Raw genomic sequence first — 14,398 nt, forward strand, 5'->3', positions numbered from 1 at the left:
TTGTGTTTTGTATTGTTGCTATAAGAGCAATTGCTTTGAGTTATAGAAGGATAATGGGCTGCCGCCCAAACCCCGCGTTCTTGCTTTCAGCTTTCTTTGTGTTTTGTATTGTTGCTATAAGAGCAATTGCTTTGAGTTATAGAAGGATAATGGGCTGCCGCCCAAACCCCGCGTAGGATTACATTTTTATTGGTTTGAATTCTTTTCTTTTTCCGGTCTTTTTGACCTTTTTGGCGTATTTTTTGTATTGTTCTTCAAAATATATCTGACTGCTTATTGCAATTTCTCCGGTAACTTGAGCTCTTGTGTAGGTTCCATCCATATTTAATATTCTTGCCTTCGCATTATCATTTAGGTATACATTAAGCTGTTCTTTTATCCTATTAACTAGTTTACTGCTTTCAACAGGAAATAATACTTCTACTCTTCTATCGAGATTTCTGTTCATCCAATCAGCACTAGACAGATATAAAGCTTCATTTTCATCGCTTCTAAAGTAAAAAACTCTACTATGCTCAAGAAATCTACCAACTATACTTCTAACTGTTATATTTTCACTTACTCCTTTTATTCCCGGTCTTAAACAGCATATTCCTCTGACAATAAGATTTATTTTAACTCCTGCCTCAGAAGCATCATACAGTTTTTCGATAATTTCTTTATCAACCAATGAATTTACCTTTGCAACAATAAGTGATTTTTTCCCATCTTTAGCATTTTCAATTTGCCTTTTAATTAATAACAAAAATTTTTTTCTTAAATTTATAGGAGCAATATAAAGCTTATTCATTTCGCTTATTTGAGAATATCCTGAAAGCATGTTAAATAACGAAGATGCATCTGATGCTATTAAATTATTTGAAGTAAACAATCCCAAATCCGTGTAAAAATTTGCCGTTACATCATTATAATTTCCTGTAGCAAGATGAACATACCTTTTGATTCCCTCCTTTTCATTACGCACTATAAGGAGAACCTTTCCATGTATCTTAAGACCTAAAAGTCCATATATCACATGACAGCCTGCTTTTTCAAGTTTTTTTGCCCATACTATGTTATTCTCCTCGTCAAATCTAGCCTTTAACTCAACGAGTACAGTAACCTGCTTTCCATTTTCTGCAGCCTCCATAAGTGCATTTACTATTGGAGAGTTGCCACTTACCCTATATAAAGTTTGTTTAATTGCAAGTACTCTTGGATCTTTAGCCGCTTTTTTTACTAAATCTACAACATACTCAAAAGATTGATATGGGTGAAATGCAAGTACATCCTGCTTTGAAACCACATCAAACATATCCTTATCCTTGCCATAAAATTCTGGTATAGGTTGAGGCTCAAATTTAGGATACCTAAGCCATTCATATCCCTGAAGAGAAGCTAATTTACTTAAAAAAGTTAAATCAATTGGTCCATCTATTTTATATATATCAGCTTCATCAGCTTCAACTTCTTCTTTTAATTTATTTATAAGTTTTAAATTCATCCCATTTTCTACTTCTATTCTTACTACTTCTCCCCATTTTCTTCTTTTAACTGACTGTTCAATAGTTTCAAGTAAATCCTCTGCTCCCTCTTCATCTATGGTGAGGTCTGCATTTCTCGTTATTCTATAATCTCCCATAGCAATTACCTTGTGTCCTTTAAATAAATCTTGAGCAAACATTTTGATTAAATCCTCAAGCAAAATACATGTTACTTCCTTACTGTTCGATGGGATTTTAACTATCCTCCCTATAACTGAAGGCACCTGAACAGTTCCAAACATTATAGAATCATCTTTTCCTTCTATAAATAAGGCTATATTAAGACTTCTGTTTAGTATAAGCGGAAACGGCCTGCTGCTGTCCATAACCATTGGAGTAAGAATAGGAAAGACAGTGTCATAATAGTACTCCGTTATATACTTTTTCTGATTTTCATTTAATTCTTGCGGTTTAATTATATATATCTTCTGCTCTCTAAGTTCCTCTGAAAGTTTTCTATAGCATACATATTGATCTTCAATCATTTTTCTAACTCTAAGTCTTATCTGAGTAAGCTGACCTTCTGGTGTAAAACCTGCTATATCAGGTATAGTAAATCCAGCATGAATTTGTTCTATTATAGATGCAACTCTTACCATAAAAAACTCATCTAAATTAGAACTTGTTATAGAACAAAATTTAAGCTTTTCAAAAAGTGGATTATTTTCATCTAATGCTTCTTCTAAGACTCTATTATTAAATTCTAACCAACTTAACTCTCTATTTATAAAATTATCACAACTCCATTTTCCCATGTTTACATCACCCTCTTATAATACTAATAGTAGGTTTTATTCCCATTATTTCTTCGAAGAACTCTTTGTTTTTATTAAAAGTCCACTTTTCCAGAGTACAATCATTTTCAGAATACGCCTTAAACCTAACACTTTCATCGCCTACTTCAATATCAAACTTTTTTATCTTTCCTTTTCCAGAAGCATCAAAAGATTCTGCAATTTTAAGTATTGCCGATAGCTTAGACACTATAATTTTGTCCTCATGGTTTAACTTAGCATAATTTTTATGATTTAAAGATGGAATAAGTTCTTCATGATACATAACGACATTAGCTATTATTTCCAAATCCCTATCTGAAAAACCTATAATTTGTTCTTCATGAATAATACTATAGCTATAAATAGAATGTTTATTTAAATTTACATAATGCCCTATATCATGAAGTATGGCCGCTATCTCCAGAAATAACTTTTCTCTTTCTGAAAGTAAATGAACACCTGCTAAGCTATTAAAAATTTTTATAGCTGCTGCTCTAACATTCCTAGCATGACTTAAATTTACTGCATACTTTTTTCCTATGAATAAAGCACAATTTACTATGTCCGCTCTAAACATATTTTTATAATTTTTATTGGATCTTTTGTGAATTATATCTACAATAATTCCATCTCTAAGGCATACATTAGAAGCATATATGTTTTTAGCCTTCGTAAGTTTTAAAAATTGATAAATTATAATCACATTAGGAAGAACCATTTTGGCTTGAGATAATGGAATCTCATATTTATCAGATATATTTTGAATAGATGCATTCTTTATATTATTGTAAAAGTCAGAAAGCCAGTTTCCAGCTATAAAATTCTGTGGTTTATTTTCATTTATCGAAACCATAAGCTTAATTTCTCCACCAATAACTATAAAACTACTTATTTTAAGATTTAACAGGTACCTTTTTAAACCTGCAATTTTACTATTCACATACTCCTCTAAAACATTTGCAAAGTTTAAGCTGTTACTTTGAAGCTCAGCAAAGGTTTCTACAATTCTTAGAACGCCTATATTTATATATGTAGTATATTTTAATTTTGCATTCTCAAAAATATAAAATTCTATGCCACCAGAGCCTATATTAAGAACTGCAGTTCCTCCATCAAATAAATTATTACTTCTTTCAATTTTATTTTTCACAGCTTTTAACATCAAAAATCTTTCTTCTGCGTTATTTATAATTTTTACTTTAAGACCTGTTTTAATCCTTATTTGCTCTATAACATATTCTTTATTTTCAGCATCCCTTATGCCACTTGTAGATACTGCTATGTAGGATTTTATAGAGTAATCCTTCATTATATAAAAAAATCCTTTTAATATGCTGCATATTTCTTTTACAGACTCAGGCTTTATTCTCTTAAAGTTAAAAGTATCCTTACCAATATTTGTATTTTTCTGAAGATTGTCTACTATCTCAACATCTCCGTTCTGCTTTATAACAGCTATAGTCATTCTGACAAAGTTTGCCCCTATATCTATAGCTGCAACATTTTCATTTGATTGCCCCATAATTTTCTCCCTCATATTTTTACATTTACTTGCCTATATTATAGCATAATTAACTTAGATACTCTTACATTTAACCTAAACTTTACATAAGCTAATATCTAATTATGTAAGACCCACTTTAACTAATAAATATGATATAATAATAAAATATTTTATATAAAGAAAAATTGGAAGGTGATAATTTGAAACATATTGGTGTAATAGATATAGGTTCTAACTCTGTAAGACTCCTCTTAACTGAAATAACAGACAAACATTCATTTAAAATTATCACAGAACTAAAGGAATACGTTCGTCTTGGTGAAGGATTCGATAATAATGGAAAACTTAAAGAAGAAAAAATACAAGAAACTATAAAAGTACTTAAACTTTATAAAAACTTTTGTGATGCTTTTCCAGAAACCATGATAATAACTACTGCTACAGAGGCTGTAAGAAAAACAAAAAATCAATCCTATTTAATAGGTAGAATAAAATCTGAAACTGGTTTAGATGTAGAGATTCTTTCTGGTGAAAAAGAAGCCTATTACGATTATTTTGCTTCCATAAATACACTCAATGTTAAAAATGCCCTTATATTAGATATAGGTGGTGCAAGTACAGAAATAATACTTGTAAATAATAGAAATTTAAAAGAGTGTATAAGTTTACCCTTTGGTGCTATAACTCTAACCCGAAAATTTAACCTTCAAGATTCAATATCAAGTGCAGAGGAAAAAAACCTTAAGAGCTTTCTTTTTGACAGTTTTTCAAGCATAACCTGGCTTAAGGATTTAAAAATAGATACCCTTATCGGCATAGGTGGCAGTATAAGAAATATAGCAAAGATAAGTAAAAAAAGAACAAATTATCCACTAAATTTAATACACAATTATACATTAGATAGTAATGAAGTTTTAGATATATATAATGAAGTAAAATCAAAATCTACTGAACAAAGGAAAAAAATTAAAGGTCTCTCCAAGGATAGGGCAGATATATTTGTTGGTGCAGTATGTGCAGTTAATACTTTAATAAATATGCTTAAAATAAAGCACCTAATAATAAGTAGAAATGGACTTCGTGAAGGTGTGCTTTTAGGTACACTTTTCAATAAAGAAAAAGTTGAAGATATTCTTGGTTTCTCTATAAATAATATTTTGGCAAATAATAATATAAATCCTAAACACAGCAGTCATGTTTATAAACTTACACTTGCTCTATTTAATGAATTAAAACCACTTCATAGATTAGATGATTACCTTATAAATGTAATTAGAACTTCAAGTATGCTTCATGATATTGGAAATAATATTTCCTATTATTATCACCACAAACATTCTACCTATATAATACTTAATTCTATTATATATGGCTTAACTCCAAGAGAACGTGTTATGAGCGCTTTTGCTGCTTCTTATCATAGAAGTGATAATATACCTGCAGATTTTGATAAATATAAATCTTTGCTTGATAAGGTAGATATATTCTCAATAAAAGTAATAGGGCTTTTAATTAGAATTGCTGAAAATCTGGATAAGGATTTATCTAATTCTATAATGGATGTAAAATGCACTATGCAAGATGATATGGTAATAATAAAAACTGTTTCAAATGCTCATTCTGATTTTCTTGTAAATCAAGCCCAAGCAGTTTCAGATTCATTTAAAGAACTTTTAGGAAAAAAACTATATGTAGTATGATAAAGTTAAACTTTAAAATACAAAGGTAGATTTACCTTTCGTTTCTCTCAGGTAAATCTTAGAACTTAATAGTGTTAGCTGCGCTGAGCACTGTGTTTTGTGCCACGCGCAGTCATTAAGTTTAAGATTTTTCGAGGCACAGCAAAGAAAAATCATCCTTCACTGTACTCCCTACTCCCTACTCTGCTTTTCAAATTCCAGTTTGTATGGATAAATGAGGTTTATCTATATATTATTCTCTAGAATCACATAAACCTGCACAGGGTTTGGGCTTCAGCCCATTATCCTTCTAGAACATAATTTTAGTCATTTATAAACTACGCCCAAACCCCAGATTTTAAACAGTGCCTTTATCATGTTCTAGAATCACATGGGCTGACGCCCAAACCCCAGTGGATTATATTCTAGTTCTTTGATGTTTGCGTAAAGTTTTTCATTTGTTTCTAAATCTTTAACTAAAATCTTACCATCCTGGTCTGTTCCAATTCCCTCCAAGTATACAGGTTTATTTCTATATTTTACTTCTATAAATCCTTTCGAATTAAGTATTGCTTTTACTTCTTCTTTTTCCATGATGTCGCCTCCAATCACTTTTATGATTATTATCTATACTTTTAAAAATTTTATGCCAACAAATTTAAAACAATAACCTCTATCATACACACTTCATATTATGAATTAAGTAATTATATTGTGGAGGTCATTCATGAAAAAAAAGCGCTTAAAAATATTATCTATTATAACTTCTGCTTTAGTCATAGCAACTTTATGCTCATCCTGTGGCAGCAAAAAAAGTTCAACTTCATTAACTAAGGTCAGACTAAATGAAGTCACTCGTTCTGTATTCTATGCACCAATGTATGCTGCTATAAGCAAAGGATATTTTAAAGACAATGGAATTAATCTTGAAATTTCTACAGGTCAAGGTGCAGATAAAACCATGCAGGAAGTTTTAAGCAAAAATGCTGATATAGGTTTTTGTGGTCCTGAGCAGGTAATATATATTTATGATCAACATAGACAAGATTATCCAATACTATTTGCACAACTTACGCAAAAAGATGGTTCTTTTCTTGTTGGTAGAAAAGAAGAGACAGATTTTAACTGGTCTTCCTTAAAGGGAAAAACGATAATTGGAGGTAGGCCTGGTGGAGTTCCAGAAATGGCATTAGAATATGTACTAAAAAATAAAAAACTTAAGATAAATAAAGACGTTAATGTAATAACAAATATAGATTTCAAAGCAGTCGGTGGTGCCTTTAAAGGTGGTACTGGTGATTATGCAACACTTTTTGAACCTACTGGAAGTTTGCTTAATCAAAGTAAATCTGGTTATATTGTTTCTTCTGTTGGTGCTGAAGCTGGAACGCTTCCATATACCTGCTTTTTCTCCACTAAATCATACATGAGCAAAAACAAAGCCGTAATTCAAAAATTCACAAATTCACTGTATAAAGGTCAATTATGGGTAAAAAACCATTCAGATAAAGAGGTTGCTTCAGTTATAAAATCATTTTTTCCTGGTACCAATGAAAGTTTAATTGAAAATTCAGTAAAAAATTATAGGAAAATAGGAGCATTTGCTGAAACCCCTGCTTTAAGTGAAAAAGATTTAACAAGGCTTATGGATATAATTCAAAGTTATAAAGCTTCTCTTATAAAAGAAAGACCTTCCTTTAATACTATAGTAAATAATAGTTTTGCAAAGGAGGCAGTTCAAAAAATTAAATAATTTAGAAGGTGATAATAAAATGGATAAAGTTAATGTTAAAAATATTTCTGTTAATTATCATTCCTTAAAAGCAGAAACAAAAGCACTAAAGAATATTTCCTTTTCAATAAAGGAGGGAGAATTTGTAAGTATAGTTGGACCTTCTGGATGCGGAAAATCTACTCTTTTAAATATAATTGCTGGGCTTTTAAAGCCTTCTAGCGGTGAAGTATATTTAGATGGAACATTAATAAAAGGTGTTTCCTCAAAAATAGGCTATATGTTTCAAAAGGATAATCTTTTTGAATGGCTTACAGTAAAAGATAATATATCTCTTGGCCTTAAAATACAAAAAAAATATACACATGAAGTTAAAGATAAAATAGATGATTTTTTAATTAAATATGATTTAAAAGATTTTAAAAATCATTATCCAAATGAACTATCTGGAGGTATGAGACAGAGAGTTGCTCTAATTAGAACTTTAATCTTAGATCCTGATGTACTACTTTTAGATGAACCTTTTTCAGCTTTGGATTATCAAACCAGGCTTAATGTTGGAAGTGAAATTTGCGGCATAATAAAGAAAGAAGGAAGAACCGCAATTATGGTAACACATGATATTGCAGAAGCAGTTTCAATATCTGAAAGAATACTAGTACTTTCTAAACGTCCTGCATATATAAAAAAGGATGTAACAATAGACTTAAAGGAAGAAACTCCAATCAAAAGACGTGAAGATGAAAACTTTAGGATTTACTTTGATATCATATGGAAGGAGATGGACAAAAGTGAATGAAACCTTAGAACAGCAAGAATATATATCAGGTTTAAAAAAAGAAAAAATTAAAATTAGAATCACTAGAATTTCCATACTTATAGCTATCTTTGCACTCTGGGAAATAGCTGGTGATTTAAATTGGGTAGACCCTTTTCTCATAAGTACTCCCTCCAGAATGATTAAAAGCCTTATAACAATATATAGTGAAGGAACTCTACTTACTCATATATGGGTGACCTGTTTTGAAACCATAATAGGCTTTATATCTGGAACAATTTTAGGAACCATTATTGCTGTACTCCTTTGGTGGTCCAAATTTGCATCAAAAGTATTAGATCCTTATTTAGTTGTGCTCAATGCACTTCCTAAGATAGCTTTAGCACCAATAATAATATTTTGGGTAGGAAATGGAATGAAAGCAATTATTATAGTAGCTCTTTTAATCTCAATTGTAACAACCATAATAAGTGTATTAAATGGTTTTAATGCAATTGATCAAGATAAAATAAAGCTTCTTCAAACACTTGGTGCAAATAAACTTCAAATACTTCTTCACCTAATAATTCCTGCTTCTATCCCAACTCTAATTTCCGCCTTAAAAATAAATGTAGGCCTATCCTGGGTTGGAGTTATAATGGGTGAATTCCTTGTTGCAAAGGAAGGTCTTGGCTTTTTAATTGTTTATGGAGGCCAGATTTCCCAACTTGATATGGTAATGATGAGTATCGTAATACTCTCCGCTCTAGCCTATATAATGTATCTAATTGTTGATTTACTTGAAAAAAGATTAAATGCCAAGTATTAGCTTTAATTCTAGTCTTCTTTATGATATTATCAATATTATTATAATATTGAAAGGTGGTAACTATTATAAAAAAGACTAAGCAAAAAGCTATTGAAACTAAAAATATAATCTTTGATTCTGCTTTGAAAGTATTTGAAAAAAAAGGATTTTCTTCAACTACCTTAGAGGATATTGCTAAAGAAGCCGGAATTTCTAGAGGTGCAATTTATTGGAATTTTAAAAACAAGCAAGATCTCTATGTATGTTTACTCAAAGAATACTTTAATGATAACTTTTATGAAAATTTAAAATATAATGATAAATCTAATAAAGATCCTGTAGCTGCCATTAGAGAATATATGTATAATTACTTCAAAATTTTAATTAATAATGAGGAAACAAGAAAATACATGGAAATTTTAAGATATAAAACAGAAGTTAAAACAGATATCGGCGAAGTACTAAGGGTAGAGCAAGAAATAGATTTAAAAATAAAGGAAGAACTTTCAAAGTTGATACGGCTTGGCATTGAAGCTGGTAAAATACGAAATGATATTGCTGAAGGTGTTATTTCAATGTCGGCTCTTAGTTATTTAAACGGCATTGAGGATAGTTGGCTTATAAACCCAGAAGCATTTGCTCTTGAAGCATATTTAGATAATTTAATTGATATATTTATTGATGGTATTGTAAAGAATAATAAACCATCTTCAAAACTAAAATGAAGCTGTTGCACTAAAAAATTAGTGTGACAGCTTTTTTGTTACTTTTATGTTTTTATAAACTAACGTCATATTGAAATATTAATATAGTGAAACACACTATTTTTTTATTTTAAATAGAAACTTTTAGCCCCCATGCTTTCTAACTTTACTGTCCATATTTTAATTTTATACATACATGAATGTCAAAAAAACTATTGATTATAACAAAAATAATAGTATAATACTATTATAATTGATAATTAGTTAATTATTTTTTCTTTTTAATATTTATTTATTAATTTTTAAAAACAAATTCTATTATAATGAGGTGTTTTTATGTTACCAAAAGAATTAGGCTTCAGAATGCCAGCAGAGTGGGAAAATAGAGCCAGGACATTTATGGAATGGCCTGTAAGAGAAGGCTTATGGCCAGATGGCTTTGAAGATGCAAGAAAAGGTTATTCACAAATTGCAAAAGCTATTGCAGAATTTGAAGATTTAATTATGCTTACAAGACCAGATCAAGTGCTGAATGCACAAAAAATGTGTGGAGAAAAAGTAAAGATATTTGCTATAGAACACGATGACTCATGGATGAGAGATAATGGTCCAACCTTTGTCATAAATAAGAACAAGGAACTTGCAGGTATTAATTGGAAATTTAATGCTTGGGGTGAAAAATACATACCATATGATAAAGATAATGAAGTAGCTAAAAAAGTTTTAAATAGCCTCAATATACCTAGTTTTGATGCTCCAATTGTTCTTGAAGGTGGTTCTATACATGTAGATGGTGAAGGTACTCTTTTAACTACAAAGCAATGTCTTTTAAATAAAAATAGAAATCCTGAGCTTTCAAAATCTGATATAGAGAATATCTTAAAAGATTATCTTGCAATTGAAAAAATTATATGGCTTAACAATGGCCTATATGGTGATGAAACTGATGGTCATGTTGACAACGTAGCTTGTTTTGCTAAACCAGGGGTAATCGTGATACAAACATGCACTGACAAAAATGATCCTAACTATGAATTAAATTTAGAAAATTTAAAAATACTAGAAAATGCTGTTGATGCAAAAGGAAGAAAAATACAAATAGTAAAAATTGAGCAACCTCCTGCAAGATATTTAAACGGTGAAAGACTTACTTTAAGTTATCTTAACTATTATCCTGTTAACGGCGGAATTATTGTACCAACCTTTGGAGAAGATGCAAAAGCTTCAGATAAAGCAGCTTTAGATACACTTCAAAAAATATATCCAGATAGAAAAATAGTTCCAGTAGATGGCATGCCAATAATAAAAGGTGGCGGGAATGTACACTGCATCACTCAACAAATGCCATTTGGAACACCTGCAAATTTTTAATAATGAAAGGATTGAAATATATGAGAAAAGTAACTGTAGCAGCAACTCAAATGAGCTGCACTTGGAACATAGATGATAACATAAAAAAAGCTGAAAAGTTAGTACGCGAAGCAGCTTCAAAAGGTGCTCAAATAATTCTTATTCAAGAATTATTTGAAACTCCATATTTTTGTCAAAAAGAAAAACCAGAGTTTTTTAATTATGCAACAGAAGTTGAAAACAATAAGGCTATAAATCACTTTAAAAAAATAGCAGCTGAACTAAATGTTGTACTACCTATAAGTTTTTTTGAGAAAAAAAATAAAGCAAAATATAATTCTATAGCAATCATCGATGCTGATGGAACATTGCTTGGTACATATAGAAAAACTCACATTCCTGACGGTCCAGGTTATGAAGAAAAGTATTATTTTAATCCTGGAGATACAGGTTTTAAGGTATGGAAAACAAAATATGCAACTATTGGCATAGGTATTTGTTGGGATCAATGGTATCCAGAAACTGCAAGATGCTTATCTTTAATGGGTGCAGAAATAATATTTTATCCTACTGCTATTGGCTCTGAACCACAAGATTCAAGTATAGATTCTAGAGATCATTGGCAAAGATGCATGCAAGGTCATTCTGCTGCAAATATGGTTCCAGTAGTAGCTTCTAATAGAATTGGTACAGAAATAATCGATGACTCAAAAATAACATTTTATGGTTCATCTTTTATTACTGATTGTACTGGAAAAAAGGTAAAAGAAGCCAATAGGACTGATGAATGCACTTTAACTTATGAATTTGATTTAGATGAAATTGAAAGTATACGTTCATCTTGGGGTATGTTTAGGGATAGACGACCAGAAAAATACAGTGCAATATTAACCTATGATGGTTACACAAGATTGAAATAATTTCACAAAGGATTAGGGGGCTATTAAATTGGATAATAACAAACCAATGAAAAACAAAAAAATAAAGCTGCTCGATATGATATTATTTAGCGTATGCAGCATAGTCGTACTTGATACTGTTGGCTCATCTTCAGCTATGGGCGTCCAAGGAATAAGTATTTGGATATTAGCATTAATTTTATTTTTTATTCCATATGGTCTTATATCAGCAGAACTAGGTTCAACATGGCCTGAAGCTGGTGGTATTTACATATGGACCAAACGAGCCTTTGGAGATTTTTGGGGGACCTTAGTTTCATGGCTATATTGGATTAATGTAGTTTACTGGATGCCTTCAGTTTATGTAACCTTTGCTGGCACTTTAACATCAATTTTTACACCTTCTATGTCTGCATGGGGTCAGTGTATAATTGCTATATCTTTAATTTGGATAACTGTAGGTCTCGGAATTTTCAACTTTAACTTTAGTGAAAAACTCGCAAATATAGGTGCAATTATAAAAGTTTCTGTACTTATATTCTTAGGCACAATTGGTATTATCTACACTATCCGTTTTGGCATAGCAAATAACTTTTCACCTTCAAGTTTTAAAATAAGTCTAAACAACACTTTAAGTTTTGCTCCAACCGTAATTTATAATTTATTAGGCTTTGAAGTAATAAGTTCTCTTGCAAACAAATTTGATAATCCTAAAAAAGACGTTCCTAAATCAATTATGCTTGCTGGAGTATTAATAGGTTTCGTATACATTTTCGGAATATTCGGTATACTTGCTGTTATACCTGCAAATAAAATAAATATAGTAACTGGATTATGCGATGCTTTAAAAATATTAGTTTTTAATGTTTTAGGCAAAAACTTTTCATACATATATTTCTTCCTTGCAATAGGCTTTCTTTTTACACTAGTTACAAATATGGTAGCATGGGCTCTAGGTTCAAATAATGTAATATCCGAGACAGGTCTTGACAAAAAAATGAAAGTACTAGGTCATAAGCATTCCAAATATAATACTCCAGACTATGCTTACTATATTATGGGGGTTGTAGGAAGTATAATTGTAGCTACCAATTATATAGGTGTGCAAAACGTGCAGCAAATTTATTGGACTATATTTGCTTTTTCATCTATCATCTTTTTAATACCTTATATTTTTATGTTTGCCGCTGTGATCAAATTAAGATATATAGAAAAAGACAAAGTTAGACCATACAAAATACCAGGTGGAAAACTTGTAACCTGGATATGTGTAATAGTTGGAGAAATACTACTTATAGGATCAACCATTTTCTTCTTTCTCCCTCCATCATCAACAAAGAATATATTTAGATATGAATTATTTCTTGTTACAGGTGTTCTAATAACTATTTTCATAGGTATTCTTATAGCTATGAAAGGTAAGAAAACAGAAAATACTGTATAAACTTATATGTTTATACAGTATTTTTTTTCAAGTTTTACCGGCTTATATGACATTTTTGCTTTTCTAAGACCTTCGATACCTAAATCCTGTTCCCTGTTAACATATGTTACTTCACTGCAATACCTTTCTACAAAGGTTTTATTAATAAACACATATATACCATTAACATCCTTCCTTCCTTTTTCAATATGAACTATTGCCATACTTTCATTGACAATTTCTCCAATTGTAAAGGCTGAAATTATATTGTTTATATATACTGCTATTCCTTTCAAATTTAATATATCTGCATATTTTAATATTTCCTTTATTCCTTCAAGTTCGTAAGCTAAATAAACATCTCCATTGCTATTTTCATCATACCATTTTTGAGCAGCCAAAACGCATTCCTCAATAACTCCATCTTCCGAAAAATCCTTAACTGTATAGTTATAATTCTTTACAAAGTTATTATAATGATTCTTTTTTGAATGCAGCTTTTTACCTGATAGATTTATTAATTTTTCGCTTAAATAAATATAATCAAAATTATCTACATCTTCTCCAATTTTAATATTGTCACCATAAATTTTTCTAAGTTCTTCTTTAAATGCATCTTCAACATCTTTAAATAAATAATCCATATTGTTTTCTTCTTTATACTTTTCAAGCTCTTGTATTATATTATTCAAACTTTCCCTAGAGTATCCTATTGGCTGCATAAAATGATACTTTCCATTAAAATCTTTTTTCTTTATTATAAGGGCCCCATCATATATACAGTACTTAATATCGCACCCTTTTCTCCATATAAGGAAACTGGTAAAAGAAAATTCAGAGGTTTTAAATTTATAATCTTTTAAATACTTATCAAATATGTCCTTATCTTCAATAGTAATTTCTTTGAACTCTAACATAAAAATCTCCTTACTATCATTATATTTTCTGTTGTTCGTTAATAATCGAACTTTTACCACAAAAAATATCTACCTATTTACTTCAAAAAGTTTCTTATAGCTTCTACAGCATCTAAATTTATTTTACACGTAAAACACTGACCATTACGAGTATATTCTATAAGCCCTGAATTTTGAAGTTCCTTAAAATGATGTGATATGGTTGAACGAGATAATTTCATACAACAGCATGCCCTAGTAAAACATTTTTCAACTCCTTCACCAAAACAATATTTTCCTCCTTCATCTTTGTTCATTTCATACCACTCATACAACATTTTAAAAAG

At 30.2% G+C, this 14,398-nt stretch carries 13 protein-coding genes; 8 read left to right on the forward strand and 5 right to left on the reverse strand.

The window, feature by feature from the left end:
* Positions 1 to 178: 178 nt before the first annotated feature.
* Positions 179 to 2,278: an RNA degradosome polyphosphate kinase gene (locus ACJDT4_RS00610; RefSeq protein WP_406785586.1), complete on the reverse strand. Its 2,100-nt coding sequence runs from the start codon at positions 2,276 to 2,278 to the stop codon at positions 179 to 181.
* Between the two features lie 7 nt (positions 2,279 to 2,285).
* Positions 2,286 to 3,821 (reverse strand): Ppx/GppA phosphatase family protein, encoded by a 1,536-nt coding sequence (locus ACJDT4_RS00615; RefSeq protein ID WP_406785587.1) that lies wholly within the window; start codon positions 3,819 to 3,821, stop codon positions 2,286 to 2,288.
* Between the two features lie 182 nt (positions 3,822 to 4,003).
* Between ACJDT4_RS00615 and ppx the strand changes: the two genes are divergently transcribed.
* Positions 4,004 to 5,503 carry an exopolyphosphatase gene (gene ppx / locus ACJDT4_RS00620; protein WP_406785588.1) on the forward strand — a complete coding sequence of 500 codons (1,500 nt, stop codon included), beginning with the start codon at positions 4,004 to 4,006 and terminating at the stop codon, positions 5,501 to 5,503.
* Positions 5,504 to 5,869: 366 nt separating this feature from the next.
* On the opposite strand, the gene ACJDT4_RS00625 is transcribed toward ppx, so the two are convergent.
* Positions 5,870 to 6,076 (reverse strand): small, acid-soluble spore protein, H family, encoded by a 207-nt coding sequence (locus ACJDT4_RS00625; protein WP_406785589.1) that lies wholly within the window; start codon positions 6,074 to 6,076, stop codon positions 5,870 to 5,872.
* 133 nt (positions 6,077 to 6,209) lie between these two features.
* Here ACJDT4_RS00625 and ACJDT4_RS00630 point away from each other — a divergent pair, with 133 nt between their 5' ends.
* From ACJDT4_RS00630 to ACJDT4_RS00660, 7 genes are all read left to right on the forward strand, one after another.
* The gene (locus ACJDT4_RS00630) at positions 6,210 to 7,235 is read left to right on the forward strand and encodes an ABC transporter substrate-binding protein (protein WP_406785590.1); all 1,026 of its coding nucleotides are present in this window, start codon (positions 6,210 to 6,212) and stop codon (positions 7,233 to 7,235) included.
* 19 nt (positions 7,236 to 7,254) lie between these two features.
* The gene (locus tag ACJDT4_RS00635) at positions 7,255 to 8,013 is read left to right on the forward strand and encodes an ABC transporter ATP-binding protein (RefSeq protein ID WP_406785591.1); all 759 of its coding nucleotides are present in this window, start codon (positions 7,255 to 7,257) and stop codon (positions 8,011 to 8,013) included.
* Positions 7,955 to 8,800 carry an ABC transporter permease gene (locus ACJDT4_RS00640; protein ID WP_406785592.1) on the forward strand — a complete coding sequence of 282 codons (846 nt, stop codon included), beginning with the start codon at positions 7,955 to 7,957 and terminating at the stop codon, positions 8,798 to 8,800. The genes ACJDT4_RS00635 and ACJDT4_RS00640 overlap by 59 nt, the downstream gene beginning before the upstream one ends.
* Positions 8,801 to 8,853: 53 nt before the next feature.
* Positions 8,854 to 9,504 (forward strand): TetR family transcriptional regulator, encoded by a 651-nt coding sequence (locus tag ACJDT4_RS00645; RefSeq protein ID WP_406785593.1) that lies wholly within the window; start codon positions 8,854 to 8,856, stop codon positions 9,502 to 9,504.
* A gap of 315 nt (positions 9,505 to 9,819) precedes the next feature.
* Entirely contained in the window at positions 9,820 to 10,854 is a 1,035-nt protein-coding gene (aguA, locus tag ACJDT4_RS00650) for an agmatine deiminase (protein WP_406785594.1), read from the forward strand.
* A gap of 20 nt (positions 10,855 to 10,874) precedes the next feature.
* Positions 10,875 to 11,753, forward strand: a complete 879-nt coding sequence (gene aguB / locus ACJDT4_RS00655) for an N-carbamoylputrescine amidase (protein ID WP_406785595.1) — start codon at positions 10,875 to 10,877, stop codon at positions 11,751 to 11,753.
* A gap of 28 nt (positions 11,754 to 11,781) precedes the next feature.
* Positions 11,782 to 13,176, forward strand: a complete 1,395-nt coding sequence (locus ACJDT4_RS00660; RefSeq protein WP_406785596.1) for an APC family permease — start codon at positions 11,782 to 11,784, stop codon at positions 13,174 to 13,176.
* Between the two features lie 2 nt (positions 13,177 to 13,178).
* Here ACJDT4_RS00660 and ACJDT4_RS00665 read toward each other — a convergent pair whose 3' ends face one another.
* A complete protein-coding gene (locus ACJDT4_RS00665; RefSeq protein WP_406785597.1) occupies positions 13,179 to 14,072 on the reverse strand; it encodes a DUF2156 domain-containing protein in 894 nt (297 codons plus the stop codon).
* Positions 14,073 to 14,149: 77 nt separating this feature from the next.
* Complete coding sequence (locus tag ACJDT4_RS00670; protein WP_406785598.1) at positions 14,150 to 14,368, reverse strand: ArsR/SmtB family transcription factor; 219 nt, start codon at positions 14,366 to 14,368, stop codon at positions 14,150 to 14,152.
* Between the last annotated feature and the right edge of the window lie 30 nt (positions 14,369 to 14,398).

This window comes from Clostridium neuense (genome assembly GCF_045310695.1).
Lineage (GTDB): Bacteria > Bacillota > Clostridia > Clostridiales > Clostridiaceae > Clostridium_S > Clostridium_S neuense.